25 protein-coding genes are annotated in these 25,829 nt (G+C 71.0%); 18 read left to right on the top strand and 7 right to left on the bottom strand.

Annotated features, from left to right (window positions below; genetic code table 11):
* The first annotated feature begins 62 nt into the window (after positions 1 to 62).
* The 4 genes from hutU (at position 63) to hutI (ending at position 5,678) form a co-directional block, all read left to right on the top strand.
* Positions 63 to 1,721 (top strand): urocanate hydratase, encoded by a 1,659-nt coding sequence (gene hutU, locus ACIREE_RS28870; protein ID WP_404158213.1) that lies wholly within the window; start codon positions 63 to 65, stop codon positions 1,719 to 1,721.
* A 128-nt stretch (positions 1,722 to 1,849) separates the two neighbouring features.
* Positions 1,850 to 3,061, top strand: a complete 1,212-nt coding sequence (locus ACIREE_RS28875) for an allantoate amidohydrolase (RefSeq protein WP_404158216.1) — start codon at positions 1,850 to 1,852, stop codon at positions 3,059 to 3,061.
* Complete coding sequence (locus ACIREE_RS28880) at positions 3,052 to 4,386, top strand: formimidoylglutamate deiminase (protein ID WP_404158398.1); 1,335 nt, start codon at positions 3,052 to 3,054, stop codon at positions 4,384 to 4,386. The genes ACIREE_RS28875 and ACIREE_RS28880 overlap by 10 nt, the downstream gene beginning before the upstream one ends.
* Positions 4,387 to 4,508: 122 nt before the next feature.
* A complete protein-coding gene (gene hutI / locus ACIREE_RS28885; protein ID WP_404158218.1) occupies positions 4,509 to 5,678 on the top strand; it encodes an imidazolonepropionase in 1,170 nt (389 codons plus the stop codon).
* A 32-nt stretch (positions 5,679 to 5,710) separates the two neighbouring features.
* Here hutI and ACIREE_RS28890 read toward each other — a convergent pair whose 3' ends face one another.
* The 3 genes from ACIREE_RS28890 to ACIREE_RS28900 all read right to left on the bottom strand — a co-directional run bounded on the left by ACIREE_RS28890 (position 5,711) and on the right by ACIREE_RS28900 (position 7,494).
* The gene (locus ACIREE_RS28890) at positions 5,711 to 6,118 is read right to left on the bottom strand and encodes a type II toxin-antitoxin system VapC family toxin (RefSeq protein ID WP_404158221.1); all 408 of its coding nucleotides are present in this window, start codon (positions 6,116 to 6,118) and stop codon (positions 5,711 to 5,713) included.
* Positions 6,115 to 6,411: a type II toxin-antitoxin system Phd/YefM family antitoxin gene (locus ACIREE_RS28895; RefSeq protein WP_404158224.1), complete on the bottom strand. Its 297-nt coding sequence runs from the start codon at positions 6,409 to 6,411 to the stop codon at positions 6,115 to 6,117. Before ACIREE_RS28895 ends, ACIREE_RS28890 begins: the two co-directional genes overlap by 4 nt.
* Positions 6,412 to 6,594: 183 nt before the next feature.
* Positions 6,595 to 7,494 carry an RNA polymerase sigma factor SigF gene (locus ACIREE_RS28900; protein WP_404158401.1) on the bottom strand — a complete coding sequence of 300 codons (900 nt, stop codon included), beginning with the start codon at positions 7,492 to 7,494 and terminating at the stop codon, positions 6,595 to 6,597.
* Between the two features lie 259 nt (positions 7,495 to 7,753).
* Here ACIREE_RS28900 and ACIREE_RS28905 point away from each other — a divergent pair, with 259 nt between their 5' ends.
* The 6 genes from ACIREE_RS28905 to ACIREE_RS28930 all read left to right on the top strand — a co-directional run bounded on the left by ACIREE_RS28905 (position 7,754) and on the right by ACIREE_RS28930 (position 13,052).
* Positions 7,754 to 8,125: an STAS domain-containing protein gene (locus tag ACIREE_RS28905; RefSeq protein ID WP_404158227.1), complete on the top strand. Its 372-nt coding sequence runs from the start codon at positions 7,754 to 7,756 to the stop codon at positions 8,123 to 8,125.
* A 180-nt stretch (positions 8,126 to 8,305) separates the two neighbouring features.
* On the top strand, positions 8,306 to 8,785 hold the full coding sequence (locus tag ACIREE_RS28910) for an ATP-binding protein (RefSeq protein ID WP_404158230.1): 480 nt from the start codon (positions 8,306 to 8,308) through the stop codon (positions 8,783 to 8,785).
* 157 nt (positions 8,786 to 8,942) lie between these two features.
* Positions 8,943 to 9,674: an LPXTG cell wall anchor domain-containing protein gene (locus ACIREE_RS28915; RefSeq protein ID WP_404158233.1), complete on the top strand. Its 732-nt coding sequence runs from the start codon at positions 8,943 to 8,945 to the stop codon at positions 9,672 to 9,674.
* An 83-nt stretch (positions 9,675 to 9,757) separates the two neighbouring features.
* Positions 9,758 to 10,636 (top strand): hypothetical protein, encoded by an 879-nt coding sequence (locus tag ACIREE_RS28920; RefSeq protein ID WP_404158236.1) that lies wholly within the window; start codon positions 9,758 to 9,760, stop codon positions 10,634 to 10,636.
* Positions 10,633 to 11,748, top strand: a complete 1,116-nt coding sequence (locus tag ACIREE_RS28925) for a hypothetical protein (RefSeq protein WP_404158239.1) — start codon at positions 10,633 to 10,635, stop codon at positions 11,746 to 11,748. The genes ACIREE_RS28920 and ACIREE_RS28925 overlap by 4 nt, the downstream gene beginning before the upstream one ends.
* Entirely contained in the window at positions 11,745 to 13,052 is a 1,308-nt protein-coding gene (locus ACIREE_RS28930) for a hypothetical protein (protein WP_404158242.1), read from the top strand. Before ACIREE_RS28925 ends, ACIREE_RS28930 begins: the two co-directional genes overlap by 4 nt.
* Positions 13,053 to 13,136: 84 nt before the next feature.
* Here ACIREE_RS28930 and ACIREE_RS28935 read toward each other — a convergent pair whose 3' ends face one another.
* Positions 13,137 to 14,636, bottom strand: coding sequence for a peptide MFS transporter (locus ACIREE_RS28935; protein ID WP_404158243.1), 1,500 nt, complete (start codon positions 14,634 to 14,636; stop codon positions 13,137 to 13,139).
* A gap of 521 nt (positions 14,637 to 15,157) precedes the next feature.
* Between ACIREE_RS28935 and ACIREE_RS28940 the strand changes: the two genes are divergently transcribed.
* Both ACIREE_RS28940 and ACIREE_RS28945 read left to right on the top strand, forming a co-directional pair.
* Entirely contained in the window at positions 15,158 to 15,835 is a 678-nt protein-coding gene (locus ACIREE_RS28940; protein ID WP_363194836.1) for a response regulator transcription factor, read from the top strand.
* 142 nt (positions 15,836 to 15,977) lie between these two features.
* Positions 15,978 to 17,261 carry an ATP-binding protein gene (locus ACIREE_RS28945; protein ID WP_404158246.1) on the top strand — a complete coding sequence of 428 codons (1,284 nt, stop codon included), beginning with the start codon at positions 15,978 to 15,980 and terminating at the stop codon, positions 17,259 to 17,261.
* Between the two features lie 19 nt (positions 17,262 to 17,280).
* Here ACIREE_RS28945 and ACIREE_RS28950 read toward each other — a convergent pair whose 3' ends face one another.
* Positions 17,281 to 17,844, bottom strand: coding sequence for a GtrA family protein (locus ACIREE_RS28950; protein ID WP_404158249.1), 564 nt, complete (start codon positions 17,842 to 17,844; stop codon positions 17,281 to 17,283).
* A gap of 67 nt (positions 17,845 to 17,911) precedes the next feature.
* Here ACIREE_RS28950 and ACIREE_RS28955 point away from each other — a divergent pair, with 67 nt between their 5' ends.
* From ACIREE_RS28955 to ACIREE_RS28970, 4 genes are all read left to right on the top strand, one after another.
* Positions 17,912 to 19,156: a 5-(carboxyamino)imidazole ribonucleotide synthase gene (locus ACIREE_RS28955; RefSeq protein ID WP_404158252.1), complete on the top strand. Its 1,245-nt coding sequence runs from the start codon at positions 17,912 to 17,914 to the stop codon at positions 19,154 to 19,156.
* On the top strand, positions 19,153 to 19,677 hold the full coding sequence (gene purE / locus ACIREE_RS28960) for a 5-(carboxyamino)imidazole ribonucleotide mutase (protein ID WP_404158255.1): 525 nt from the start codon (positions 19,153 to 19,155) through the stop codon (positions 19,675 to 19,677). The genes ACIREE_RS28955 and purE overlap by 4 nt, the downstream gene beginning before the upstream one ends.
* Positions 19,678 to 19,706: 29 nt before the next feature.
* The gene (locus ACIREE_RS28965; protein WP_404158404.1) at positions 19,707 to 20,906 is read left to right on the top strand and encodes a dipeptidase; all 1,200 of its coding nucleotides are present in this window, start codon (positions 19,707 to 19,709) and stop codon (positions 20,904 to 20,906) included.
* 99 nt (positions 20,907 to 21,005) lie between these two features.
* Positions 21,006 to 22,076 carry a membrane dipeptidase gene (locus tag ACIREE_RS28970; RefSeq protein ID WP_404158258.1) on the top strand — a complete coding sequence of 357 codons (1,071 nt, stop codon included), beginning with the start codon at positions 21,006 to 21,008 and terminating at the stop codon, positions 22,074 to 22,076.
* Between the two features lie 16 nt (positions 22,077 to 22,092).
* Here ACIREE_RS28970 and ACIREE_RS28975 read toward each other — a convergent pair whose 3' ends face one another.
* Entirely contained in the window at positions 22,093 to 22,464 is a 372-nt protein-coding gene (locus tag ACIREE_RS28975; protein WP_404158261.1) for a VOC family protein, read from the bottom strand.
* A gap of 105 nt (positions 22,465 to 22,569) precedes the next feature.
* Here ACIREE_RS28975 and ACIREE_RS28980 point away from each other — a divergent pair, with 105 nt between their 5' ends.
* The gene (locus ACIREE_RS28980; RefSeq protein WP_404158264.1) at positions 22,570 to 23,073 is read left to right on the top strand and encodes a CGNR zinc finger domain-containing protein; all 504 of its coding nucleotides are present in this window, start codon (positions 22,570 to 22,572) and stop codon (positions 23,071 to 23,073) included.
* A gap of 46 nt (positions 23,074 to 23,119) precedes the next feature.
* Here the strand turns inward: ACIREE_RS28980 and ACIREE_RS28985 are convergent, their stop codons facing one another.
* Positions 23,120 to 24,445 carry a UDP-glucose dehydrogenase family protein gene (locus tag ACIREE_RS28985; protein WP_404158266.1) on the bottom strand — a complete coding sequence of 442 codons (1,326 nt, stop codon included), beginning with the start codon at positions 24,443 to 24,445 and terminating at the stop codon, positions 23,120 to 23,122.
* Between the two features lie 178 nt (positions 24,446 to 24,623).
* Between ACIREE_RS28985 and ACIREE_RS28990 the strand changes: the two genes are divergently transcribed.
* Entirely contained in the window at positions 24,624 to 25,790 is a 1,167-nt protein-coding gene (locus ACIREE_RS28990; protein WP_404158269.1) for an acyl-CoA dehydrogenase family protein, read from the top strand.
* Positions 25,791 to 25,829 lie beyond the last annotated feature (39 nt).

Below are 25,829 nucleotides of genomic sequence, written 5' to 3' on the forward strand. Positions count from 1 at the left end.
TCTATTCAGACCCCGAGGATGTGAATAACCGCATCACGATGGAGCACTCCAGGAGGCCGCCGATGTCAGGACCCCGCCCCGTACGAGCCCCCCGCGGCACCGAGCTCAACACGCTGGGCTGGCAGCAGGAAGGTGCCCTGCGGATGCTCATGAACAACCTCGACGCCGAGGTCGCGGAGCACCCCGACAAGCTGGTCGTCTACGGAGGCACCGGCAAGGCGGCCCGGTCCTGGGAGGCGTTCGACGCGATCGTGCGCACGCTCAAGACGCTGGAGTCGGACGAGACCCTTCTCGTCCAGTCCGGCAAGCCGGTCGGCGTGCTGCGCACCAGCGAGTGGGCGCCCCGCGTACTGCTCGCCAACTCCAACCTCGTCGGCGACTGGGCCAACTGGGAGGAGTTCCGCAAGCTGGAGGCCGAGGGCCTGACCATGTACGGCCAGATGACGGCCGGCTCGTGGATCTACATCGGCTCGCAGGGCATCGTCCAGGGCACGTACGAGACCTTCGGCGCGGTCGCCCGCAAGAAGTTCGACGGCACCCTCGCCGGGACGATCACCCTCACCGCGGGCGTCGGCGGCATGGGCGGCGCCCAGCCGCTGGCCATCTCGATGAACGAGGGCGTCGCGATCTGCGTGGACGTCGACGAGACCCGCATCGACCGCCGCATCGGCACCCGCTACCTGGACGTCAAGGCCGACAACCTCGACCACGCCCTGGAGCTGGCCGTCCAGGCCCGCGACGAGCGCCGCGCCCTGTCCATCGGCGTCGTCGGCAACGCCGCCGAGGTCTTCCCCGAGCTGCTGCGCCGCGACGCCCCGATCGACATCGTCACCGACCAGACCTCGGCCCACGACCCGCTCGCCTACCTCCCCGTCGGCATCTCGGTCGAGGACTGGGACAAGGAGCGCGAGGCCGACCCGGCCGGCTTCACCGACAAGGCGCGGCACTCGATGCGCCTGCACGTCGAGGCCATGATCGGCTTCCTCGACAAGGGCGCCGAGGTCTTCGACTACGGCAACTCCATCCGCGACGAGGCCCGCAAGGCCGGCTGCGAGCGCGCCTTCGACTTCCCCGGCTTCGTCCCGGCGCACATCCGCCCGCTCTTCGAGGAGGGCCTCGGCCCGTTCCGCTGGGCCGCCCTCTCCGGCGACCCGGAGGACATCGCCAAGACGGACAAGGCGATCAAGGAACTCTTCCCGGAGAACAAGCACCTGCACCGCTGGCTCGACATGGCCGCCGAGCGCATCGCCTTCGAAGGACTGCCCGCCCGCATCTGCTGGCTCGGCTACGGCGAACGCCACCTGGCGGGCCTCAAGTTCAACGAGATGGTGGCATCCGGCGAACTGTCCGCCCCGGTCGCCATCGGCCGCGACCACCTCGACTCCGGTTCGGTGGCCTCCCCGTACCGCGAGACGGAAGCCATGAAGGACGGCTCCGACGCGATCGCCGACTGGCCGCTGCTCAACGCCCTGGTCAACACGGCGTCCGGCGCCTCCTGGGTCTCCCTGCACCACGGCGGCGGTGTCGGCATGGGCCGCTCCATCCACGCCGGCCAGGTCTGCGTCGCCGACGGCACCGAGCTGGCCGCGCGGAAGATCGAGCGCGTCCTCACCAACGACCCGGCAATGGGCGTCATCCGCCACGTCGACGCGGGCTACGACCACGCGGTCGAGGTCGCGGCCGAGCGGGGCGTGCGGGTTCCCATGCGGGAGGGCGAGTGACGAGCCCCGCAGGGGCGCGGGGAACTGCGCGCTCGGCCCCCACCGGCGGTGAGACGGCGAACGACACGGGGCTCCGCCCCGGACCCCGCTCCTCAAACGCAGGAGGGGCTGGAACCGGCTTCCTGGAGATGTGGCGCGACCTGGCGCCCATCGGCCAGAACAAAGACACCCGCGGCTACCGCCGCTACGCCTGGACCGGCGCCGACACCGACTGCCGGGAATGGTTCAAGGCACAGGCCACGTCCCGCGGCCTGACCTACGAACTGGACCGCAACGGCAACCAGTGGGCCTGGCTCGGCGACCCCGAAGCGGGGGACGCCGTCGTGACCGGCTCCCACCTGGACTCCGTCCCGGACGGCGGCGCCTTCGACGGCCCCCTCGGCGTCGTCTCCTCCTTCGCCGCCCTGGACGAACTCCGGGGCAGGGGCGCGGAGTTCACCAAGCCGCTCGCGATCACCAACTTCGGCGACGAGGAGGGCGCCCGCTTCGGCCTGGCCTGCGTGGGTTCCCGCCTCGCCGGAGGCCACCTCACCCGCGAGCAGGCCCACGCCCTCACGGACGCCGACGGCATCACGCTCCGGGCGGCCATGGAGCGCGCAGGGTACGACCCGGAAGCGATCGGCCCGGACCCCGAGCGGCTCGCCCGGATCGGCGCGTTCATCGAGCTCCACGTCGAACAGGGCCGCGCGCTCGACCTGTCCGGCGACGCGGTCGGCATCGCCGGCGCCATCTGGCCGCACGGCCGCTGGCGCTTCGACTTCCGCGGCGAGGCCAACCACGCGGGCACGACCCGCCTGGTCGACCGCAGGGACCCGATGCTGCCGTACGCGGAGACGGTCCTGGCGGCGCGCAAGGAGGCCCAACTGGCGGGCGCGGTCGCCACGTTCGGCAAGATCGCGGTCGAACCCAACGGGGTCAACGCCATCCCGTCCCTGGTCCGCGGCTGGCTCGACTCGCGCGCCGCCGACCAGGACGCCCTGGACCGTACGGTCACGGCGATCGAGAAGGCGGCCCGCGAGTACGCCGACGCGCACGGCATCGACGTATCGCTGACCAGGGAGTCGTTCACGCCCGTCGTCGACTTCGACCACGCGCTGCGCGACGAACTCGCCCGGATCCTCGGCACGAACGAGGCATCGGCCGAGCTCAGGGTCCCCGTTCTGGGGACGGGCGCGGGACACGACGCGGGGATCCTCGCCTCCTCGATCCCCACCGCCATGCTGTTCGTACGCAACCCCACGGGCGTCTCGCACTCGCCGGCCGAGACCGCGGCCGAGGACGACTGCCTGGCGGGCGTGCGCGCACTGGCCGACGTACTGGAAGGGCTGGCCTGCAAGTGACGACGTACTGGCTGGAGCACGCCTGGCTCGACCCGACGGTGGAGCCGGGCGTGGTGGTGGAGGTGGCCGACGGCCGCATCACCGAGGTCCGCAAGGGAGCCGAGACCCCGCCCCCCGGGGCGACGGTCCTGCGCGGCCTCACGATCCCCGGCCTCGCCAACGCCCACAGCCACGCCTTCCACCGGGCGCTGCGCTCGACGGTGCAGGTCGGCTCGGGCACGTTCTGGACCTGGCGCGAGGTCATGTACGGGGTGGCGGACAGGCTCACCCCGGACACGTACCACGCACTCGCGCGGGCGGTGTACGCGGAAATGGCGCTGGCCGGCATCACGGCGGTCGGCGAGTTCCACTACCTGCACCACGCGCCCGGCGGCACCGCGTACGCGGACCCCAACGCGATGGGCGAGGCGCTGATCGCGGCCGCCGACGAGGCGGGCATCCGCATCGCGCTGCTCGACACGGCGTACGTCTCGGCCGGCTTCGGCAAGGAGCCCGACCGCCACCAGCGGCGCTTCTCCGACGGCACGGCCGAGGCCTGGGCCGAGCGCGCGTCGCTGCTCAAGGACCGCCCGCACGCCCGGATCGGCGCGGCGGTCCACTCGGTGCGCGCGGTCCCGGCCGGCCAGCTCGCGACGGTCGGGGAGTGGGCGGCCGCCCGACAGGCCCCCCTCCACGTCCACCTCTCCGAGCAGACCGCGGAGAACGACGCGTGCCAGGCCGCCCACGGCCGCACACCCACCCAACTCCTCGCGGAACACGGGGTGTTGGGCTCCCGCACGACGGGCGTCCACAACACCCACCTCACCGACGACGACATCGCCCTCATCGGCGGCTCCGGCACGGGCACGTGCATGTGCCCGACGACGGAACGCGACCTCGCCGACGGCATCGGCCCGGCGGTGGCCCTGCAACAGGCGGGCTCCCCGCTCTCCCTCGGCTCCGACAGCCACGCCGTGATCGACCCGTTCGAAGAGGCACGCGCGATGGAGCTGAACGAGCGGCTGCGCTCCCGCACCCGCGGCCACTGGACAGCGGCAGCGCTGCTGCGCGCGGCCACGGTCGACGGCCACGCGGCCCTCGGCTGGCAGGACGCGGGCGTACTGGAACCGGGTGCCGTGGCGGACCTGGTCACGGTCACGCTGAACTCGGTCCGCACAGCGGGCGCGGCACCGCGCCTGGGCGCGGAGACGGCGGTGTTCGCGGCGAGCGCGGCGGATGTGACGGACGTGATCGCGAGCGGCCGCCAGATCGTCCGCGACGGCGAGCACGTACTGGTCGGCGACGTGGCGAACGCCCTGAGCACGGCGATCGCGGCACTCCACTGACACGGGGCTCCGCCCCGGACCCCGCTCCTCAAGCCCCGGAGGGGCCGGATTTTTCAGCCCGTCCGGCGCTTGAGGACGAGCCGTTCAGGCGATCGACCCGCACCCGGCGACGGAGAGGAACCATGACCACCACGGCCATCACCAACATCGGCACCCTGGTCACCAACAACCCAGAACTCGGCGACGGCCCCCTCGGCCAGATCAAGGACGCCGCGCTCGTCATCGACGGCGACAAGATCGCCTGGGCAGGCCCGGCGAAGAACGTACCGGCGACGGACGAGGCGCACGACGCGGCGGGCCGCGCCGTGATCCCCGGCTTCGTCGACTCGCACTCCCACCTGGTCTTCGCGGGCGACCGCACCGCCGAGTTCAATGCCCGGATGAGCGGCCAGAGTTACCAGGCCGGAGGCATCCGTACGACGGTGGCCGCCACCCGCGCCGCCACGGACGAGGCGCTGGAGGCGAACCTCGTCCACCACCTCGCGGAGGCGCTGCGCCAGGGCACGACCACCTTCGAGACGAAGTCCGGCTATGGCCTGACGACGCAGGACGAGTCCCGGGCCCTGCGCATCGCGGCGGCCCACACGGACGAGGTCACGTACCTGGGCGCCCACATCGTCTCGCCCGACCACGCCGACGACCCGGCGGCGTACGTGGAACTGGTGACGGGCGAGATGCTGGACGCCTGCGCCCCGCACGCCCGCTGGATCGACGTGTTCTGCGAGAAGGGTGCCTTCGACGGCGACCAGGCGCGGGCGATCCTGACGGCGGGCAAGGCGAAGGGCCTGCACCCGCGCATCCACGCGAACCAGCTCTCGTACGGCCCCGGAGTCCAACTCGCCGTAGAACTGGACGCGGCGTCGGCGGACCACTGCACGCACCTCACGGACGCGGACATCGACGCGCTGGCGCAGGGCGACACGGTGGCGACGCTGCTCCCCGGCGCCGAGTTCTCCACCCGCGCCGAGTGGCCGAACGCCCGCCGCATCCTGGACGCGGGCGCCACGGTCGCCCTCTCCACCGACTGCAACCCGGGCTCGTCCTTCACGTCGTCCGTCCCCTTCTGCATCGCCCTGGCGGTACGCGACATGGGGATGACCCCGGACGAGGCACTGTGGTCCGCCACAGCGGGCGGCGCGCGGGCGCTGCGGCGTACGGACGTCGGCCACCTCGCCCCCGGCGCCCGGGCGGACCTGGCCTTCCTGGACGCCCCGAGCCACGTACACCTGGCGTACCGGCCCGGCGTACCGCTGGTCTCGGAGGTGTGGCGAGGGGGAACGCGCGCCGTCTGACGAGGCGGACGTTCACGGCCGGGCCACGACGGTCAGGAGGCGGCGCCGGGCGATTCGACGGGCAGCCCGCGTTCCAGCGCCGCTCCGGCCAGCCGCTTGTCGTAGGTGACGAACGCGGTCAGTGCGTGTTCCAGGTACTCGGCACTGGCCAGGTGGATCGCGTCGAGGCTGCGCAGATGCGGCACGGGGAACATCCCGGCCGCCCGCAGCACCGGGTCGGTGACCCGGATCCTCAGCAGCCGGTCCAGCAACTCCTCGGCCGCATCGCCGACTTCGGGATCGGCGCTCACGCGCACCAACGCCCGGAACACCTCCGTCTGCGAGAGCGCCGACGTCACGTGCCCTTCGGTGGCGCGCGCCGAGAGGAAGGTACGCAGGGCGTCGGTCTCGGCCTCGGGTACGAGAAGTTTCAACAGTGCGCATGAGTCGAGGTAGATCACCGGTCCTCTTCCTCGCGGATCTGAAGGAGAACCTCGGAGAGCTTGGCGGGAGCACCCGGCCGGGCGGGCAGGGGCTGCCAGTCCCCGAGCCCGCGCGCGGACGCGGCGTTGTCCGGATCCACCGTTCCCGTGCGCACCAGGTCTTCCATGACGCGCTGCTCGGGATCAGGAGGGCCGAGGACCGCGATCAGGCGTCCGTTGCGGGTGATCTCCACCCGCTCACCCGCCGCGACCCGGTCGATGAGCTCGCTGGCGTGCTGCTGAAGCTGCCGGATGGGTACGCGTGTGGTCATGACCTCACGCTAAGAGCGGCGTGCGGCGCTTTCCAGAATCGTGCGGCGTTTTCACCCTGCCGAGCTAAGCCCGCCAGGATCCGGCGGGCCAGGATCACGCGCCCGCTTCACGCAGCGCCCCGAAGAAGCGCAGGGCCCGCCGGTCGTCAGCGACGACCGGCGGGCCCATGAAGCTTTTGGCGCCTACTCCTCGACCGTCAGCCCCTTGCGCAGCTTGACGAGGGTGCGCGACAGCAGCCGCGACACGTGCATCTGCGAGATGCCCAGCTCTTCGCCGATCTCCGACTGCGTCATGTTGGCGACGAAGCGCAGCGAGAGGATCTTGCGGTCGCGCGACGGGAGTTCGGCGATCAGCGGCTTCAGGGACTCGACGTACTCGATGCCTTCGAGACCGTGGTCCTCGTAGCCGATGCGGTCCGCGAGCGCGCCCTCGGAGTCGTCCTCCTCGGGCTGGGCGTCGAGCGAACTGGCGGTGTACGCGTTCGACGCCGCCATGCCCTCCACGACCTCTTCGTTGGAGAGGCCCAGGCGAGCGGCGAGCTCGCCCACCGTGGGCGCCCGGTCGAGCTGCTGGGCGAGCTCGTCGCCCGCCTTGGCGAGGTCGAGGCGGAGCTCCTGGAGGCGCCGGGGCACCCGCACCGACCAGGACGTGTCGCGGAAGAAGCGCTTGATCTCACCGACGATGGTTGGCATCGCGAAGGTGGGGAACTCGACGCCACGGCTCAGTTCGAAGCGGTCGATCGCCTTGATCAGGCCGATGGTGCCGACCTGGATGATGTCCTCCATCGGCTCGCTGCGTGAGCGGAACCGGGAGGCCGCGAACTTCACCAGTGCGAGGTTCAGCTCCACCAGCGTGTTGCGTACATAAGAATATTCGGAGGTGCCCTCTTCGAGGGACTCCAGGCGCTCGAAGAGCGTCTTGGAGAGAGCACGGGCGTCGAGTGGTCCCACCTCGGCGAACGGCGGGATCTCCGGGAGCCCGTCGAGACCTTCCAGAGCGTCGGACTCGAGGTCGGAGTGGCGTTCCGGTGTGGGTGTCGACGTCGCCTGATCAGGGCGCGATTCGTCGAGCCGGGGTGACATGATGTCCTTGTCCTCCATCGTTCTCGGCATATGGCTGCCGATGCCAATACGTGCACTGTCGGAAGTGCGGCGCCTCCAAAGCCGGCCATGTTCGTTTTCTGTCCTTACTAGGCCTACCCGTTTTCCGCACCGGGCCGCAAGTGCGCTACGTGCTGAAATGTCCGTTTCTTAGGGGTTGTTCGGGTACCGAGGGCCGTACAGAAGGCGTAGTGTTTGGGGGCGTCAATCGGCACGTCGAAGGCAGCGAGAGAGAGACGTCATGGACCGCGGGACAGTCGGCAGCGCACACCGGGGCCGGCTTCTGGTCGAGGTGCGGCAAGAGGGCTCGAGCGCCGTGGTGACCCCGGTGGGTGAGCTGGATCACCACACGGCCGATCTGCTGCGCGAACCTCTGGAAGAGTGCCTGGTGAGCGGGCTTTCCCGGCTCGTGGTGGACTGTGCGCGGCTCGAATTCTGCGACTCGACGGGGCTGAACGTGCTGCTCGGTGCCCGCCTCAAGGCCGAGGCCGCGGGCGGCGGAGTTCACCTGGCCGGGATGCAGCCGGTGGTGGCCCGGGTCTTCGAGATCACCGGCGCGGATGCCGTCTTCACGGTGCACGAATCCCTGCAGGCAGCGCTCGCCGCGGAGTGACCGGATGACCGCGCGTCCTGTGGCCGCAGAAGTTACGCTCCAGTTGTCTCCACGTGATCGAGGCGTTATCAGCGTCACAGATTCCGCACCGAATCGATGGGTGTTCTCGTCCTTCGGCCGGGCAGGAGACACCCGACGACCGTCCCTGCACAATTGGTAAATCGGTGAGGTGAAGTGCTGATGAGCACCACCCGGCCTTACTCGCCGGGCGACCACGGCCCCGAGCCCGGCGACCTGCCGGCCGCCACGGGCCGGCAGGTCCGCAGGCTGAGCCTCGCTGGGGCGAGCGGCATCGTGCCGCTGGCTCGCGACTTCACCCGTGAAGCGCTGCACGCGTGGGGATGGCTGCCTGCCCCGAGCGCGGACCGCCGCGCCGCCGCGGAGGACGTGCTGCTCGTCGTCTCCGAGCTGGTCACCAATGCCTGCCTGCACGCCGAGGGCCCGGACGAGCTGGTCGTCTCCCTGGACAACAAGGTGCTGCGCATCGAGGTCGCCGACCATGGTGCGGGGCAGCCCGCGCCGCGCACCCCGCACCGCGCGGGACGCCCCGGCGGCCACGGCATGTTCATCGTCCAGCGCCTCTGCCTGGACTGGGGAGTTGTCCGCACGCCCGACGTCACGGGCAAGACCGTCTGGGCGGAGCTTGGCGCCCCCGCCTGAGGGTCGCCACCACCGCGTTTTCCACAGACTTCAGAGCACGCCGGATCGGCTTCGATCCGGCGTGCTCTTTGTCTTCCCTCGGCAAGACCCCAGGCGTACCTTGAGCCACCCGCATCTGATGAACCGTCAGTAACCGTCGGCTTGAAGGGATTTCGAGGTGTCGTACCGGACGTACCAGAAACGAACCGCCGCGTTCGCGCTCAGCGCGGCCCTGGCGGGCTCGGCGGTGCTGATGGCCGCCCCCGCAGCGCAGGCCACGGTGCAGAACGTCAACTACCAGTGCAAAACGCCGATCGGGAACAAGGGAGCCGTCTCCCCGATCGATATGAAGAGCGTCAAGAGCGGCAGCGGCTACAAGATCACGATGTCCTTCCAGAAGGGTGTCTCCTCCAGCCCGGTCGAGCTCGGCAAGGGCGCGATGAACCCCAGCGCGGTCATCAAGGTGGGCGGCGCCGACAGCGGCACCCTCCCGGTGAGCGGACCGGCGAACTCCGAGGCGATCCCCGCCAACAGCCCCATCAAGATCAGTGACCTGTCGGGCACGTACACGCCGAAGAAGAGCGGCAAGGTGACGTTCACCGCCGGTGTCCTGACCATCAAGGCGCTCGGTACGACCACCACGTGCACGCCGGCCAACAGCCCCAAGCCGTCCCTGGAACTGGACGTGAAGGCGGCGGGCGGCTCCGCCGGGAGCGGCGGCACGTCGGGCGGCTCCTCGGGTGGGACATCGGGCGGCTCCCAGTCGGGCTCATCCGGCGACGGCCAGCTCCCGCAGACGGGACCCGAGGACTCGGCGATAGCGCTGGGCACGCTGGGCGGAACGGTGCTTCTCGCCGGGGCGGCGGGCGCCCTCTGGCTCACCCGTCGCCATCAGGGAACGCCCCGCTAGGGGCGCGGGCCTGTGCCGACACATGGCTCCGCCACGGGGCGCGAGCAACCACGATGACTCTGTCCGGGGGGACCCCCAGGGGCTTGATTCTCGCCGTGCTGCTTGCCGTGGGCGGTGCCACGCCGGCCGCGGCGGCCCCGCCGCACTGGACGATCGCCCCCTCCGCGGGCAGCGGGTCGCGGCCGTACATCTACGCGGAGGGCGCCCCCGGCACCGTTCTGGAGGACAAGGTGGCCGTCACCAACCCGTCCGCCGAACCCCTCACCGTCGCCCTGAGCGCGAAGGCGAAGGACACCGGCGCGCGGCTCACGTTCGCGGCCGGGTCCGTGAAGGTCCCGGCCCGTACCCGGGCCGATATCCCGTTCACGCTCACCGTCCCGGCGGGCGCGACCCCGGGTGACCATCCGGGCACCATCGTGGCGAGCGTCGGCGGTCGCACCTCCGAGGTCGGCGTGCACCTGCGGGTCAGCGGCCCCACCCTGTCGGCGCTCACCGTCGAGCACGTACGGGTCCAGGGCGGGAACCGGATCGCGTACGAGGTCGTGAACCGCGGTAACACGACGCTCACGCCCCGCCTCGCGGTCAAGGCCGACGGGATCTTCGGCGGCGTCCTCGACAAGGGGCCGCGCACGCTGCCGGTGGAGCTGCTGCCCGGCCGCCGGGCCCGCCTCACCGAACCCTGGCACGGCGCCCCTGCGCTCGACGCGGTCGACGTGAAGGTGACGGTCACGGCGGGCGGCGGCGCCGGGGACTCGGCGACGACGACGGCCCGCTTCGTGCCCTGGTGGCCGCTCGGCGGTGTCCTGGCCGTCCTCTTGGGCGGGGCCTCCGCCGCGTACTGGTCCGTACGACACCGGCACCGGCACCGACAAGACACGGGCCAAGACACGGGCCAAGACACGGGCCACGGCGCAGGACCGGGACAAGCACCAGGTATCGGCAACCCAAGGAGTGCGCCATGACCCGCCGCAGTGCGCCGGCCGCGCGGCTGCTGACCGTCCTCTCCCTGCTGGCCGCGCTCCTCGCGGGTACGGCCCCGTGGGCCGTGGCCGCGGACGCGCCCACCGTCACCCTCTCCAAGTCCCAGGCGGGCACCGGGGGTTCGATCACCGTCAAGGGCGCAGGATGGCGGCCCGAGACCCTGCTGATGATGCTCATCTGCGGCCGGTCGAGTCCCGCGCGCGGTGTCATCGGCGGCACCAACTCCTGCGCCAACGCCGACGGCCGGGCCGTCACCACCGACGCCGAAGGGAAGTTCGCCAAGAAGCTGCCGGTCGCCGAGCCGCCGGAGCCCTGCCCGTGCGTCGTCCACGTAGCGACCGTGACCGGCAGCGCGAAGGCGCGGGCGGACGCCGTGCTCCAGGTAGCGGGCCACCCGGTGAAGGCGCTGCCCGCCGAGACCGGCAACGGGCAGCTGTCCATGGTCACCGACACCCGGCTCGACGGATCGAGCGGCATCCTCACCTGGTTCGGCTCCCCGCCCTCGCGCACGTTCACCTTCACCGTGGGCAACGTCGGCTCGACCCCGGTCAAGGACCCGGTCTTCCAAGTCGGCACGTCCCACGGGGTGTTCGCGCCCCGGTACGAGGAGCAGCAGTGGCGCGGCACCATCGCGCCGGGCCGCAAGGCGCAGGTCGAACTGCCCGTCGAGCTGACGGCCGGCGCCCACGGCAGCTATCTGGTGTCCCTGAAGTACAGCGGGAAGGTGCTGGCCGAGCAGCCCTGGGGCGTGGGCCGCCCCTGGGGCGTCACGCTCTTCTGGATCCTGCTCTGCGTCGTCGTCCCGGCCGCCGTCTTCCGTATCGGCATGGCGGTCGTGGACCGGCTGCGCCCGCGCGACCGGTACACGCAGGGGCGGCACCGCGGCGCCCAGCGCCTGGCCGAACTCACCGTACGGCTGCCGAACTTGAGGCCGGCGCAGCAGGAGCCCGGTGCCCCGGGCCCCGCCCGCTCCGGTGCCTCCACCACGACCACCCTGCCCTGGTTCACCCCGGACACCGGTCCGGGCGGGTCCACGGCCGGTCAGCTCTCCGCACCGCCCGACAACAGCCAGACGACGAAAGGAAACACGTGAGCAGGCAACGGAGAGCCGGTGCGGCCGACTGTGCCCTGATCCTGTCCGGAGCGGGGCTGTGGCTGGCCGCCGTACCGGCGCATGCGGCCGAGTCCTCGTTCAAGACGGAGTGCATCCCGCCCGCGATCTCGGGGCTGCCGCCGGTCGAGGGGACCACGGTGGCCGACGTCACGGCTCCGGCGACCGCCAAGGTCGGCGACGAGATCGACGTGGTCTGGAAGACGACCCAGGCCGCCTCGAAGAACCCCGACGTCCTCGACCTCGACGCCAACACCGTCCAGCCGACGGGCACCGTCAAGGTCGGCGGCGCGCAGACCGGCGACCTCAAACTGACGGGTCCCCGGGAGAACCCGGCGATCAAGAAGAACAGTCCGATGCTGCTGTCCGACATGAAAGGCAAGCTGAAGCTGACCAAGGCCGGGGACGTGACGCTGACCCCGGACGCGTACAACATCAACGTCAGCAAGCCGATCTCCACCGACACGAAGTGCACACCCAAGGAGACGGTCAAGCCCGCCGTGACCATCAAGGTCACGGACGGCGGGAGCGCGAGCACGGGCGGAACGGCCGCGGGCGGCAGCAGCAGTAGCAGTGGCGGCAACAGCAGCAGTAGTGGCGGCAGCAGTTCCGGAGGAGGAGGCGGCAAGACCGACTTCACCGGCAAGGAGGTGTCGATCCCGTACGCCTGCAAGACCCCCATCGGCGACAAGAACGCCACGTCCCCGGTGCAGATCAACGCCAAGAAGGACGGCGGGAACTACGCCCTGACGGTCCAGTTCAAGAAAGCCGTCATGGACAGCCCCGCCGACATCCCGGCCGACTCGGTCAAGCCGTCGATGGCGGTGAAGCTGGGCGGCGCCGACAAGGGCACCGTGAACGTCGAGGGCCCGACCAACAAGGAGCCCATCAAGTCCGGTGACCCGATGACGATCCCCGACCTGACGGGCACGTACAAGCCGGGCGCCGACGGCAAGTCGACCCTGTCGCCCGGCGTCCTCACGGTGAAGGCCCTGGGCACGACCACGACCTGCACGCCGACCAAGACGGAGGTCTCCCTGGAGATCGACACGACGGCGGTGGAGGGCGGCGCGACCGGCGGCTCGGCAGGCGGCTCCACGGGCGGCTCCACGGGTGGCACCGCGGCCGGTGCGGACACCACGGGCGGCAGCGGCGGCCTCGCCGAGACGGGCGCATCGAACGACGGCGCCCTGCGCGCCCTCGGCCTGGTGGCCGGCACGGTGATCCTGCTGGGCGGCGCGGTCTTCACGTTCCTGCCGAAGCGGCGGGCGGCGCGGCGCGGGTGACCGTACCGGACGGACGAAGGGGCCCGGCCGCACCTCACGGTGCGACCGGGCCCCTTCGCTGTCATGCGAAACGCGCGGATGCGGTCAGTGCACGCCGCCCATCAGCGGCTTGACCTTGCGGCGGAACATGAAGACCGCGACACCGGCGAGGACGGCCAGCGCGCCCTGCGAGGCGAACCACCACTGGCTGTCGGTCGGGGCACCGATCAGCTGGAGCAGCGCGATGACGGAGTCGCCCGCGGTGACGGCGAGGAACCAGACACCCATCATCTGGGAGCCGTACTTCTGCGGCGCCAGCTTCGTGGTGAGGGAGAGGCCGACCGGGGAGAGCGTCAGCTCACCGATGGTCTGGATCAGGTAGACCGCGCACAGCCACAGCGGCGTGACCTTGGTGTCGCCGGTCGCGGCGGCCTGGGCCAGCATCATCAGGAAGAAGGAGAGACCGATCAGGAAGACGCCGTTGGCGAACTTCGAGATGGTGCTGGGCTCCTTGCCGCGCTTGTTGAGCGCGATCCACGCCCACGCGGCGACCGGCGCGAACGCCATCACATACAGCGGGTTCAGGGACTGGAACCAGCTGGACGGGAATTCGAAGCCGAACAGGGTGTTGGCGGTGTGGTCGTTGGCGAACAGCGTCAGCGTGGAGCCGGTCTGGTCGTAGATGCCCCAGAACACGGCGGCCACGACGAAGAACCAGATGTAGGCGGAGACGCGGGACTGCTCGGTGGTGCTCAGCTCGCGGTCGCGCTTCATCTTGACCAGGTACCAGACCGGCAGCACCAGACCGAGGACGGTGAGCGGCCACAGCATCCAGTTCACGGTGAACCAGCCGCCGCCGCCGACGATGCCGTAGAACACGACCGCCACCGCGGCCCAGAGGCCGGCCTTCTTCAAGAGCGTGGACTTCTCGGCCGCGGACATCGGAGAGGGGACGACGGTGGACTCGGACGACAGGAAACGGAAGCCGAAGACGAAGCACATCAGGCCGAGGGCCATGCCCACACCGGCCATCGCGAAGCCGAGGTGCCAGTTGACCTTCTGGCCGACCGTGCCGATCGTCAGCGGCGCCACGAAGGCGCCGAGGTTGATCGCCATGTAGAAGATCGAGAAGCCGCCGTCACGACGCGGGTCGTTCTTGTCCGGGTACAGCTGGCCGACCATCGTGGAGATGTTGGCCTTGAGCAGACCCGAGCCGATGGCGATCAGAGCGAGGCCGGCGTAGAACGTCCCGGCGGACGGCAGGGCCAGGGTGAAGTGGCCGACCATGATGACCGCGCCGCCGACCGCGGTGGTCTTGCGCGGGCCCCAGACCCGGTCGCCGAGCCAGCCGCCCGGCAGGGCGAGCAGGTACACCATGGCGTTGTAGACCGAGTAGATCGCGGTCGCGGTCGCGAACGTGAGGCCGAGACCGCCGTCGATCACGGCGGCCGACAGGTACAGGACGAGCAGTGCCCGCATGCCGTAGAAGCTGTAGCGCTCCCACATCTCCGTCAGAAACAGAAAGGCCAGGCCGCGGGGGTGGCCAAGGAAGGTCTTGCCGCCGGCGACGGGCGCAGGGGCTTCCTTCGTCAGGCTGGACGCCATGGTGGTTCCTTGCTCGCTCGGGACGCCGCCGCTTCCTTTGTGGGGGTGGAGCGTGCGCCCGCGTGGGGGGTCGGCCGGCACCGGAGTCCTGCCGTCCTCCCCACGCCCGGGGGGATGTGCCCGTACGAGGTGTTCGTGCGGGACGAGGTACGGCGGACCCGGGATCCACACCCCGTTGCGCATCCTTACGCGCGGGGCCCGGCCACAGGTCGTTCCTTTCGGTGCTGACCGCGGTCAGCTCACACAGCAAAGGGACCTTTGGTGCGCAGTGCGCTCCTAAGGTCCCCCATAGTCCATCAGGCGTTCGATCACCATACGACACGACAGTGCCGCATATGGAAGGACTTGAGAGATGGATCACAGGCCCTGATGGAACCGGCGGGCTGATTCGAAGGCGTGACCAAGGATCGCACCCCAGAGCCGCAGGACACCAACGCGGAGGCGGAGGTTCCGTTCGGCCTGTCGGACCGCTCTGGCGGATCACCCCACGGGCGTCGTCCGACGCGGACTACCATCACCCCATGACCCGTGTACTGCTCGCCGAGGACGACGCGTCCATCTCGGAGCCGCTGGCTCGCGCCCTGCGCCGGGAGGGTTACGAGGTCGAAGTCCGCGAGGACGGACCCACCGCCGTCGACGCCGGACTGCAGGGCAGCATCGACCTCGTCGTCCTGGACCTGGGCCTGCCCGGGATGGACGGCCTCGAAGTCGCCCGCCGGCTGCGCGCCGAGGGGCACACCGTGCCGATCCTGATCCTCACCGCGCGCGCCGACGAGGTGGACACGGTCGTCGGCCTCGACGCCGGCGCCGACGACTACGTCACCAAGCCCTTCCGCCTCGCCGAACTCCTCGCCCGCGTCCGGGCGCTGCTCCGCCGTGGCGCCGCCGAGCCCAAGGAGGCCCCGGCCACGCACGGCGTGCGCATCGATGTCGAGTCGCACCGAGCCTGGATGGGCGACGAGGAACTGCAGCTCACGGCCAAGGAGTTCGACCTGCTGCGGGTGCTCGTGCGCGACGCGGGCCGGGTCGTCACCCGCGACCAGCTGATGCGCGAGGTGTGGGACACGACGTGGTGGTCGTCCACCAAGACGCTGGATATGCACATCTCGTGGCTCAGGAAGAAGCTGGGCGACGACGCGGCGAACCCCCGGTACATCGCGACGGTGCGCGGCGTCGGATTCAGGTTCGAGAAGAGCTGAGCCGCTCCGCTCGGGTGCGGCACAGCAAGCCTCTGCGGCGGTCGGGCGAACTCAGCCCCTCCGGCGATTGAGGAGCGGGGTCCGGGGCGGCGCCCCGTGACGGTGCTCCCAGTGCGGGGCCACGTCCGGGAGACTGAGGGGCATGCGCCGCCGACTCATCAACTCCACCCTCGCCGTCGTCCTGGTCGTGATCGCCGTGTTCGGGGTCTCCCTCGTCATCGTGGAGACCCGGACCATCAGCAACAGCGCCCAGGACCGTGTCGAGTCGGAAGCGGTCCGCCTCGCCTCCATCGTGGACAGCCGCCTGCTCAGCAGTGAGCAGGTCAACGGCAACATCCTCGCGGACCAGGTCGCCATCGAGGAGCGCTACGCGGTCGTCCGCATCCCGGGTCGCGCCCCGATCGAGCTCGGCGCCGAACCCCAGGGCGACGTCATCTCGTACACCGCCGAGGGCGAGCGGGGCGAGAAGGTCACCGTCGAGGAGCCCCGCTCGGCGGTCACCCGCGAGGTCGGCCGGACCCTGCTGATCATCGCGGGCGTGGCGCTGCTCGCGGTCGTCGCCGCCGTGCTGCTCGCCGTCCGCCAGGCCAACCGCCTCGCGTCGCCGCTCACCGACCTCGCCGCCACCGCGGAGCGCCTCGGCTCCGGCGACCCGCGCCCCCGGCACAAGCGGTACGGCGTCCCCGAGCTGGACCGCGTCGCCGACGTGCTCGAAGGGTCGGCCGAGCGCATCGCCCGCATGCTGACCGCCGAGCGGCGCCTGGCCGCCGACGCCTCGCACCAGCTGCGCACACCCCTCACGGCGCTCTCGATGCGCCTGGAGGAGATCACCATGACCGACGACCTGGCCGAGGTGAAGGAGGAGGCGACGATCGCGCTCGCGCAGGTCGAGCGGCTCACCGACGTCGTGGAGCGGCTGCTCACCAACTCCCGTGACCCGCGCACCGGTTCGGCCGTCAGCTTCGACCTGGACGAGGTGATCAAGCAGCAGCTGGAGGAGTGGCGCCCCGCCTACCGCAGCGCGGGCCGCGCCATCGTCTCCTCAGGCAAGCATCACCTCACGGCGGTCGGCACGCCGGGCGCGGTCGCCCAGGTCCTCGCCGCGCTGATCGAGAACTCGCTGATGCACGGCGGCGGCACCGTCGCCCTGCGCACCCGCGTCACCGGCAACCAGGCGGTGATCGAGGTCACGGACGAGGGCCCAGGCGTCCCGCCCGAGCTGGGTTCGCGGATCTTCGAGCGGACCATCAGCGGCCGCAACTCGACGGGCATCGGCCTCGCCGTCGCCCGGGACCTCGCGGAGGCGGACGGCGGCCGGCTCGAAATGCTCCAGGCGTCCCCGCCGGTCTTCGGCTTGTTCCTGTCGCGTACGCCGCTGAAGAAATCCACGGACGAGACGGGCACCGACCCGGAGACGATCCGCTAGCGGCGCCGTCCGGCAGCGGTCACTTCACGCGGTGCACGGGCGGCGGCGGTGCGTCCGAGCCGTCGAGGTCGAGGAACGATTCGGCGCTGGCGACGGCCTCGCGCGCGGGCAGCGCCTTGAACACCCAGGTCCGGTACGACCAGAAGCGGAACAGGGTCGCGAGGCCCATGCCGAGGAACTTGAAGACGTTGCTCTGCAGCTGGCTGTCCCAGCCGAAGCCGTACGTGGCCGCGTACAGGACCCCGTTCTCGATCACCAGGCCGACGATGCTGAACAGCAGGAACAGGGTGAGTTCCTTGGCGCGGCCGCTCTTGTCGCGGTCGCGGTAGGTGAAGTAGCGGAACCCCACGTAGTTGAAGGCGATGGCGACGACCGTCGCGATCACGCTGGCCCGCACGACCTGGAGGTCGGTGCCGTGCCGCATCAGGTTGAAGACCGCGAAGTTCACGACGACGCCCAGGGCGCCGACGACGCCGAATTTGGCGATCTCGCGGGCCAGGGTGTCGAAGCGCAGCCGCAGGGCGCCGATGCGGCCGGGACGGCCGCTCTCCCTGCCGGTTCGCCGGCTGGTGGTCGCCTTCATAGTGGTCGCCTCAGCCCCCGTCGTCCCCGTGATGATGGTCGCGCGGTCCGTGAGAACCGACCCGACCATGCTAACCAAGCGCCCCGGAAGCCGCCTGCGGACGGCGAGGGTGGAGGTTCCTACAAGCCGGTGGACGTACGGGAACCGGTCAAACGGCCGATACCCTGGGCGCGTGACGTTTCCCGTAGTCGGCATGGTCGGCGGCGGCCAGCTCGCTCGTATGACACACGAGGCAGGCATCCCGCTCGGCATCAGGTTCAAGCTCCTCAGTGACACCCCACAGGACTCCGCGGCCCAGGTCGTCGGCGAGGTCGTCGTAGGCGACCATCGCGACCTGGACACGCTGCGGGCGTTCGCGCGCGGCTGTGACGTGATCACCTTCGACCACGAACACGTGCCGACCGAGCATCTGCGCGCCCTGGAGGCGGACGGCATCCCCGTGCGCCCGGGGCCCGATGCGCTGCTCTACGCCCAGGACAAGGGCGAGATGCGCGTGAAGCTCACCGCGCTCGGCGTGCCGTGTCCGCGCCACCGCATCGTGCGCGACGCGGACGATGTCGCCGCGTTCGCCGCGGAGGGCGACGGCTTCCCCGTCATCCTGAAGACGGTGCGCGGCGGCTACGACGGCAAGGGCGTGTGGTTCGTGCGCTCCGCCGCGGACGCGAGCGAGCCGTTCAAGGCGGGCGTGCCGGTCCTGGCGGAGGAGAAGGTCGACTTCGTACGGGAGCTGGCGGCCAACGTCGTCCGCTCCCCGCACGGCCAGGCGGTCGCCTACCCCGTCGTCGAGTCCCAGCAGGTCGACGGCGTGTGCGACACGGTGATCGCCCCGGCGCCCGGCCTCGACGAGTCCCTCGCGGGCGAGGCGCAGGAGCTGGCGCTGCGCGTCGCCAAGGAACTCGGGGTCGTCGGCCACCTCGCGGTCGAGCTCTTCGAGACCCGAGACGGGCGGATCCTGGTCAACGAGCTGGCGATGCGACCGCACAACTCCGGCCACTGGACCCAGGACGGCGCGATCACCTCACAGTTCGCCAACCACGTCCGCGCCGTCCTCGACCTGCCGCTCGGCGACCCCCGCCCGCGCGCCAAGTGGACCGTGATGTGCAATGTCCTGGGCGGCGACTTCCCGGACATGTACAGCGCGTACCTGCACTGCATGGCCCGCGACCCGCAGCTGAAGATCCACATGTACGGCAAGGACGTGAAGCCCGGCCGCAAGGTCGGCCACGTCAACACCTACGGCGACGACCTGGACGAGGTGCTCGAGCGCGCCCGCCACGCAGCCGGGTACCTGAGAGGGACGATCACCGAATGAGCCCTGTGGTTGGCATTGTGATGGGGTCGGACTCCGACTGGCCCGTCATGGAGGCCGCGGCGAAAGCCCTCGCCGAGTTCGAGATCCCGTACGAGGTCGACGTCGTCTCCGCGCACCGCATGCCGCACGAGATGATCTCCTACGGTGAGCACGCCGCCGGGCGCGGCCTGAAGACGATCATCGCGGGCGCGGGCGGCGCCGCCCACCTGCCCGGCATGCTCGCCTCGGTGACGCCGCTGCCGGTCATCGGGGTCCCGGTGCCGCTGAAGTACCTCGACGGCATGGACTCGCTGCTCTCCATCGTGCAGATGCCCGCCGGTGTGCCGGTCGCCACCGTCTCGGTCGGCGGCGCGCGCAACGCGGGTCTGCTCGCCGCGCGCATCCTCGCCGCGCACGACGAGGAACTCCAGGACCGGATGCGGGAGTTCCAGCAGGAGCTGAACGACCAGGCCACCGAGAAGGGCAAGCGGCTGCGGACCAAGGTCGAGGGAGCCGGCGCCGGTTTCGGCTTCGGCAAGTGAGCGGCGGGACGAGCGGAGCGATGAGCGCGATGAGCGGTATGACGGACGACGCGTTGCGGCAGGCCCGGGCGGTACTCGCCGAGTTCCCCGTCGTCGACGGGCACAACGACCTGCCCTGGGCGCTGCGCGAGCAGGTCACCTACGACCTCGACGCACGGGACATCGCCGCCGACCAGAGCGCCCACCTGCACACCGACCTGGCCCGACTGCGGTCCGGCGGCGTCGGCGCGCAGTTCTGGTCGGTGTACGTACGCACCGACCTCACCGGCGACGCGGCGGTCAGCGCCACCCTGGAACAGATCGACTGCGTCGACCAGTTGATCGCGCGCCACCCGAGCGACCTGCGGGCCGCCCTGACCGCCGCCGACATGGAAGCGGCCCGCGCGGAAGGCCGGATCGCCTCGCTCAAGGGCGCCGAGGGCGGCCACTCGATCAACAACTCCCTCGCCACGCTGCGCGCGCTGTACACGCTCGGCGTGCGCTACATGACGCTCACCCACAACGACAACATCGCGTGGGCGGACTCGGCGACGGACGAGCCCGGCGTGGGCGGCCTGTCGGCGTTCGGCCGTGAGGTCGTCCGGGAGATGAACCGCGAGGGCATGCTCGTCGACCTGTCCCACGTGGCCGCCACGACGATGCGTGCGGCCCTGGACACGACCGAGGCGCCGGTGATCTTCTCGCACTCCTCGGCGCGGGCCGTCTGCGACCACCCGCGCAACATCCCGGACGACGTGCTGGCGCGGCTCTCCGGCAACGGGGGAGTGGCGATGGTGACCTTCGTCCCCAAGTTCGTCCTGCAGGCGGCGGTCGACTGGACCGCGGCCGCCGACGACAACCTGCGCGCGCACGGTTTCCACCACCTGGACTCCTCGCCCGACGCGATGAAGCTGCACCGCGCCTTCGAGGAGTCGACCCCGCGCCCGGTCGCCACCGTCTCGACGGTCGCCGACCACCTCGACCACATGCGCGAGGTCGCGGGCGTCGACCACATCGGCATCGGCGGCGACTACGACGGCACGGCGTTCACCCCGGACGGTCTCGACGACGTCGCCGGCTACCCGAACCTGATCGCCGAACTCCTCGTCCGCGGCTGGTCGAAGACCGACCTCGCGAAGCTGACGTGGGGCAACGCGGTACGGGTGCTGGGCGCGGCCGAGGACGTGGCGCGGGACCTCCAGGCACGGCGCGGCCCGTCGAACGCGACGCTGGAGCAGCTGGACGGCTGAGCCGTCCCCCGAACGGCGCCGCTCACCGCGAAGCGGCGCCGTCCCCGTGTCACGGTGTGGCGAAGGCTTGACCCCCACCTTTTCGGCCGGAGCCGTGCCATGGCAGACCTACAGGACGAACTGAACGCCACGACGGAGGCGGGAGAGCTCGACGCCGCCCCCACCGCGGCGGCCGGGCCCCCGCGTCCCGAACCCGATCCGACCCCGGCCCTGGGCCTGCTCGCCCAGCACCCCGTGGCGGACGGCTACTGCGGTCTGCCCGGCACGCTGCGCACGCTGCCCTGGTACGACCTCGAACTGGGCGAGAGCGCCGTGGAGACGGACCTGCCGCGGCTGCGCACCGGCGGCACCGGCGCTCTGCTGTGGGCGCTGCACATCGCCGACGAGCGGCCCGTCACCACGGCGCTGGAACAGATCGACCTGGTCAACAGCGTCGTGGCCCGCTACCCGGAGGGGCTGCGGCTGGCCCGCTGCGCCTCCGAGACCGCCGACGCCCGCGCCCACGGCCGGATCGCCGTCATCGTCGGCCCGGCACCGGCCGCCGCGGCGGGCGACTCGCTCGGCACGCTGCGCGCCCTGCACGCACTGGGGTTGCGCTCCCTCACGGTGGGCGACGCGCAGTGGGCGTCGGGGAACGGGCTGACGCGCTTCGGCGAAGAGATGGTCCGGGAGATGAACCGGCTCGGCATGCTCATCGACCTCACCGGCGCCTCCCAGGCGACGGCGGCTCGCACCTTCGCCGTCTCCAAGGCTCCCGCGATCCTCACGCGCTCCGGCGCCCGCGCTCTCAACGCCCACCCGGACAACGCCTCCGACGAGCTCCTGGCCGCGCTCGGCGCGGAGCGCGGCCTGTGCCTGGTGCCCTGCTCGGTGGCCCGCACAGGACCGGCCCTGCGTGACATGGCGGACCACCTCGACCACGTACGCCGCATCGCGGGACCCCAGTCGGTCGGGCTCTCCGGGATGTACGACACCGGGGACGCGCACCCCGAGGGGCTCGCCGACGCGGCCGGCTATCCGGCGCTGGTCGCCGAGCTCCTCGACCGCGGCTGGCCGGAGTCCGACCTCGCCCTGCTCACCTGGGGCAACGTCCAACGGGTGCTGCGCGGCGCCGAGTTCACCGCACGGGCGGCGCAGCGGCGCCGCGGGCCGTCGACGGCGACGATGTAGCAGGCGCCGGCAGGCGCTAGCCGGCGCCGCAGAGGCAGAACGGGTGCCCGACCGGGTCCGCGTAGACCCGCCAGTTGCGATCGCGGTCCTCGTTGTCGAGCACGGTCGCGCCGAGCGCCAGCACCTCCTTCTCCCCGGCGTCCAGGTCCTCGACGGTCAGATCGAGGTGGAACTGCTGCGAGGCCTCGGCCGAGGGCCAGGCCGGCGGCACGTACCCGGGCGCCTCCTGGAAGGCCAGCTGCTGCTTGCCCGCCACCTCCAGGACGACCCAGGAGCCGTCGTCCTCGGTGGCGGTGACGGTGCCGCCGAGGATCGCGCCGTAGAACTCGGCGAGCTTGCGTGGTTCGGGACAGTCCAGGGCGACGACACCGAACTTGGCGATGGCCATGACCACTCCTTCAGTTGCCTGACGCCTCGCAGGAGTTACCCCTACAAGGCATCTTCCGGTAACGCGGTTACCGCATGCTCCCGCATAAGAGGTAACGTCGCAACCATGAATGAGCGCGCGCCCGCACCCGGCGGCCTGGCCCTGATCGAGGACCTGGTGAACACGCTGCTCGACATCACGACGGGCTCGGACACGCTGGACTCCACACAGGTCCGCGAGCGCTTCGGCATCACGGCGGCCGAGGTCGACAGGGCCCGCGAGCTGCGCGAGTCACTGCGCGCGACCTGCCTGGCCCACGCCGGCCACCCGCCGCACCGGGCCGTGACCCCGCTGAGCGAACTGCTCGCGAGGGCCCCGCTGCGCGTGCTGGTCGACGAGCGGGACGGCTCGGCCACCCTGGCCCCGCTGGACGGCGCGCCGCTGGTCGCCCGGGTGGCGGCCGCCATCGCGCAGGCCGGGGCGGACGGCACCTGGCACCGCCTCAAGGGCTGCGAGGCCCCGGACTGCCACTGGGCCTACTACGACCGCAGCCCGGCCGGCCGCGGTCGCTGGTGCTCCATGGCGGTCTGCGGCGCCCGAGCGAAGATGCGCCGCTACCGGGCGAAGTGAAGATGCGCCGCTACCGGGCGAAGTAGGGCCCCACGAACGAACGCCGTCAGGCCGACGGGCGGCCCATCGCCCGGTACGTCCACCCGGCCTCGCGCCACGTCGCGGCGTCCAGCGCATTGCGGCCGTCCAGAATCACCCGCGCCGAAGCGACAGCGCCGAGCTCCGCCGGGTCCAGCTCGCGGAACTCCCGCCACTCGGTCAGATGCAGCACGACATCCGCGCCCCGCACCGCCTCGATCGCCGACTCCGCGTACCCGAGCGTCGGGAAGAGCCGCCGCGCGTTCGCCATGCCCTTCGGGTCGTACACCGTCACCTGGCCGCCCTGGAGGTGGATCTGCCCGGCGACGTTCAGCGCGGGCGAGTCCCGTACGTCGTCGGAGTCCGGCTTGAACGCGGCGCCGAGCACGGCGACCCGCTTGCCCAGGAACGAACCCCCGCCGAGCGCCTCGCGCGCCATCTCGACCATCGCCCCGCGCCGCCGCATGTTGACGGAGTCGATCTCGCGCAGGAAGGTCAGCGCCTGGTCGGCGCCGAGCTCGCCGGCCCGCGCCATGAACGCCCGGATGTCCTTCGGCAGGCAGCCGCCGCCGAACCCGATGCCGGCCCGCAGGAACTTGTGCCCGATCCGGTCGTCGTAGCCGAGGGCCTCGGCGAGCTTCACGACGTCGCCGCCGGCCGCCTCGCAGACCTCGGCCATGGCGTTGATGAAGGAGATCTTGGTGGCGAGGAACGAGTTCGCCGCCGTCTTGACCAGCTCGGCCGTGGGGAAGTCCGTCACCACGAACGGCGTGCCCTCGCCGACCGGCGTCGCGTACACGTCCCGCAGCAGCTTCTCGGCCCGCTCGCTGCCGACGCCGACCACGATCCGGTCCGGGTGCAGCGTGTCGTTCACGGCGAAGCCCTCGCGCAGGAACTCCGGGTTCCACGCCAACTCCGCGCCCTCGGGCAGCAGTTCGGCGAGCCGCTGCGCGGAGCCGACCGGCACGGTCGACTTGCCGACGACGAGCGCGCCCGGCTTCAGGTGCGGGGCCAGCGAAGAGAAGGCGGCGTCCACGTAACTCATGTCGCACGCGTACTCGCCGTGCTTCTGCGGCGTGTTCACGCACACGAAGTGCACATCGCCGAAGGCCGCGGCCTCGGCGAAGTCCATCGTGAAGCGCAGCCGGCCGGTGGCGCCCTCGATCCCGGCGACGTGCCGCCGCAGCAGCTCCTCCAAGCCGGGTTCGTACATCGGGACCTCGCCCCGCGTGAGCATGTCGATCTTCTCGGGTACGACATCCAGGCCGAGCACCTCGAAGCCGAGCTCGGCCATGGCCGCGGCGTGCGTGGCACCGAGGTACCCGGTGCCGATCACGGTGATTTTGAGGGCCATAGCGGAGCTCCAGAGGTGTCGGTGCTGCGTGCGCCGGACGAGCATATCCGGGGCATACGCAGGCCCCTCAGCGGGCAACTTTCCCGCTGTCGCACAGCTCACGTATCCCTGGCGTGGGCGGAGATCTAAAATTCGGGTTACTTAACGGTAATTAGCAGCGCTTGGAGCGTGAGTCACCTTGGCCGGATCGGCTGCCACCCCGGAGTTCGACCTGTACCGCCCGTCCGAGGAGCACGACATGCTCCGTGAGGCCATCCGCGCGCTGGCCGAGACGAAGATCGCGCCGTACGCCGCCGCGGTCGACGAGGAGGCCCGCTTCCCGCAGGAGGCGCACGACGCCCTCGTCGCCTCCGACCTGCACGCCGTGCACGTACCGGAGGCGTACGGCGGCTCGGGCGCCGACGCGCTCGCCACGGTCATCGTGATCGAGGAGGTCGCCCGCGCCTGCGTCTCGTCCTCCCTGATCCCGGCCGTGAACAAGCTGGGCTCGCTGCCCGTCATCCTCTCCGGCTCCGAGGAGCTGAAGAAGAAGTACCTGGGCCCGCTGGCCAAGGGCGAGGGCATGTTCTCGTACGCCCTCAGCGAGCCGGACGCCGGTTCGGACGCCGCCGGCATGAAGACGCGCGCGGTGCGCGACGGCGACTCCTGGGTCCTGAACGGCGTGAAGCGCTGGATCACGAACGCGGGCGTCAGCGAGTACTACACGGTCATGGCCGTCACCGACCCGGAGAAGCGCTCGAAGGGCATCAGCGCCTTCGTCGTCGAGAAGTCCGACGAGGGCGTCTCCTTCGGCGCCCCGGAGAAGAAGCTCGGCATCAAGGGTTCGCCGACCCGCGAGGTCTACTTCGACAACGTCCGTATCCCCGCCGACCGCATGATCGGCGAGGAGGGCACCGGCTTCGCCACCGCGATGAAGACCCTCGACCACACCCGCATCACGATCGCCGCGCAGGCGCTCGGTGTCGCGCAGGGCGCCCTCGACTACGCCAAGGGCTACGTGCGCGAGCGCAAGCAGTTCGGCAAGGCGATCGCCGACTTCCAGGGCATCCAGTTCATGCTCGCGGACATGGCGATGAAGATCGAGGCGGCCCGCCAGCTCACGTACGCGGCCGCTGCCAAGTCGGAGCGTGGTGACAAGGACCTGACCTTCCAGGGCGCCGCCGCCAAGTGCTTCGCCTCGGACGTGGCCATGGAGGTCACCACGGACGCCGTCCAGCTGCTCGGCGGCTACGGCTACACGCGTGACTACCCGGTCGAGCGCATGATGCGCGACGCGAAGATCACGCAGATCTACGAGGGCACGAACCAGGTCCAGCGCATCGTGATGGCGCGCAACCTGCCGTAACCCGTACCCGTGTCTTCACTTGTACGTCGATGGGGCCCC

Origin of the sequence: Streptomyces sp. NPDC102467, from assembly GCF_044765445.1 — a bacterium.
Classification (GTDB): Bacteria; Actinomycetota; Actinomycetes; order Streptomycetales; family Streptomycetaceae; genus Streptomyces.

Excerpts from the sequence above, each read along its gene's own strand:
- ACIREE_RS28900 (WP_404158401.1), bottom strand. The coding sequence starts at position 7,494 with ATGTCACCCCGGCTCGACGAATCGCGCCCTGATCAGGCGACGTCGACA.
- ACIREE_RS28985 (WP_404158266.1), bottom strand. The coding sequence starts at position 24,445 with ATGGCCCTCAAAATCACCGTGATCGGCACCGGGTACCTCGGTGCCACG.
- ACIREE_RS28935 (WP_404158243.1), bottom strand. The coding sequence starts at position 14,636 with ATGGCGTCCAGCCTGACGAAGGAAGCCCCTGCGCCCGTCGCCGGCGGC.
- hutI (WP_404158218.1), top strand. The coding sequence starts at position 4,509 with ATGACCACCACGGCCATCACCAACATCGGCACCCTGGTCACCAACAAC.
- ACIREE_RS28975 (WP_404158261.1), bottom strand. The coding sequence starts at position 22,464 with ATGGCCATCGCCAAGTTCGGTGTCGTCGCCCTGGACTGTCCCGAACCA.
- ACIREE_RS28980 (WP_404158264.1), top strand. The coding sequence starts at position 22,570 with ATGAATGAGCGCGCGCCCGCACCCGGCGGCCTGGCCCTGATCGAGGAC.
- ACIREE_RS28875 (WP_404158216.1), top strand. The coding sequence starts at position 1,850 with ATGTGGCGCGACCTGGCGCCCATCGGCCAGAACAAAGACACCCGCGGC.
- ACIREE_RS28940 (WP_363194836.1), top strand. The coding sequence starts at position 15,158 with ATGACCCGTGTACTGCTCGCCGAGGACGACGCGTCCATCTCGGAGCCG.
- ACIREE_RS28970 (WP_404158258.1), top strand. The coding sequence starts at position 21,006 with ATGGCAGACCTACAGGACGAACTGAACGCCACGACGGAGGCGGGAGAG.
- ACIREE_RS28955 (WP_404158252.1), top strand. The coding sequence starts at position 17,912 with ATGCTAACCAAGCGCCCCGGAAGCCGCCTGCGGACGGCGAGGGTGGAG.
- hutU (WP_404158213.1), top strand. The coding sequence starts at position 63 with ATGTCAGGACCCCGCCCCGTACGAGCCCCCCGCGGCACCGAGCTCAAC.
- ACIREE_RS28905 (WP_404158227.1), top strand. The coding sequence starts at position 7,754 with ATGGACCGCGGGACAGTCGGCAGCGCACACCGGGGCCGGCTTCTGGTC.
- ACIREE_RS28950 (WP_404158249.1), bottom strand. The coding sequence starts at position 17,844 with ATGAAGGCGACCACCAGCCGGCGAACCGGCAGGGAGAGCGGCCGTCCC.
- ACIREE_RS28895 (WP_404158224.1), bottom strand. The coding sequence starts at position 6,411 with ATGACCACACGCGTACCCATCCGGCAGCTTCAGCAGCACGCCAGCGAG.
- ACIREE_RS28910 (WP_404158230.1), top strand. The coding sequence starts at position 8,306 with ATGAGCACCACCCGGCCTTACTCGCCGGGCGACCACGGCCCCGAGCCC.
- purE (WP_404158255.1), top strand. The coding sequence starts at position 19,153 with ATGAGCCCTGTGGTTGGCATTGTGATGGGGTCGGACTCCGACTGGCCC.
- ACIREE_RS28945 (WP_404158246.1), top strand. The coding sequence starts at position 15,978 with ATGCGCCGCCGACTCATCAACTCCACCCTCGCCGTCGTCCTGGTCGTG.
- ACIREE_RS28925 (WP_404158239.1), top strand. The coding sequence starts at position 10,633 with ATGACCCGCCGCAGTGCGCCGGCCGCGCGGCTGCTGACCGTCCTCTCC.
- ACIREE_RS28965 (WP_404158404.1), top strand. The coding sequence starts at position 19,707 with ATGAGCGGTATGACGGACGACGCGTTGCGGCAGGCCCGGGCGGTACTC.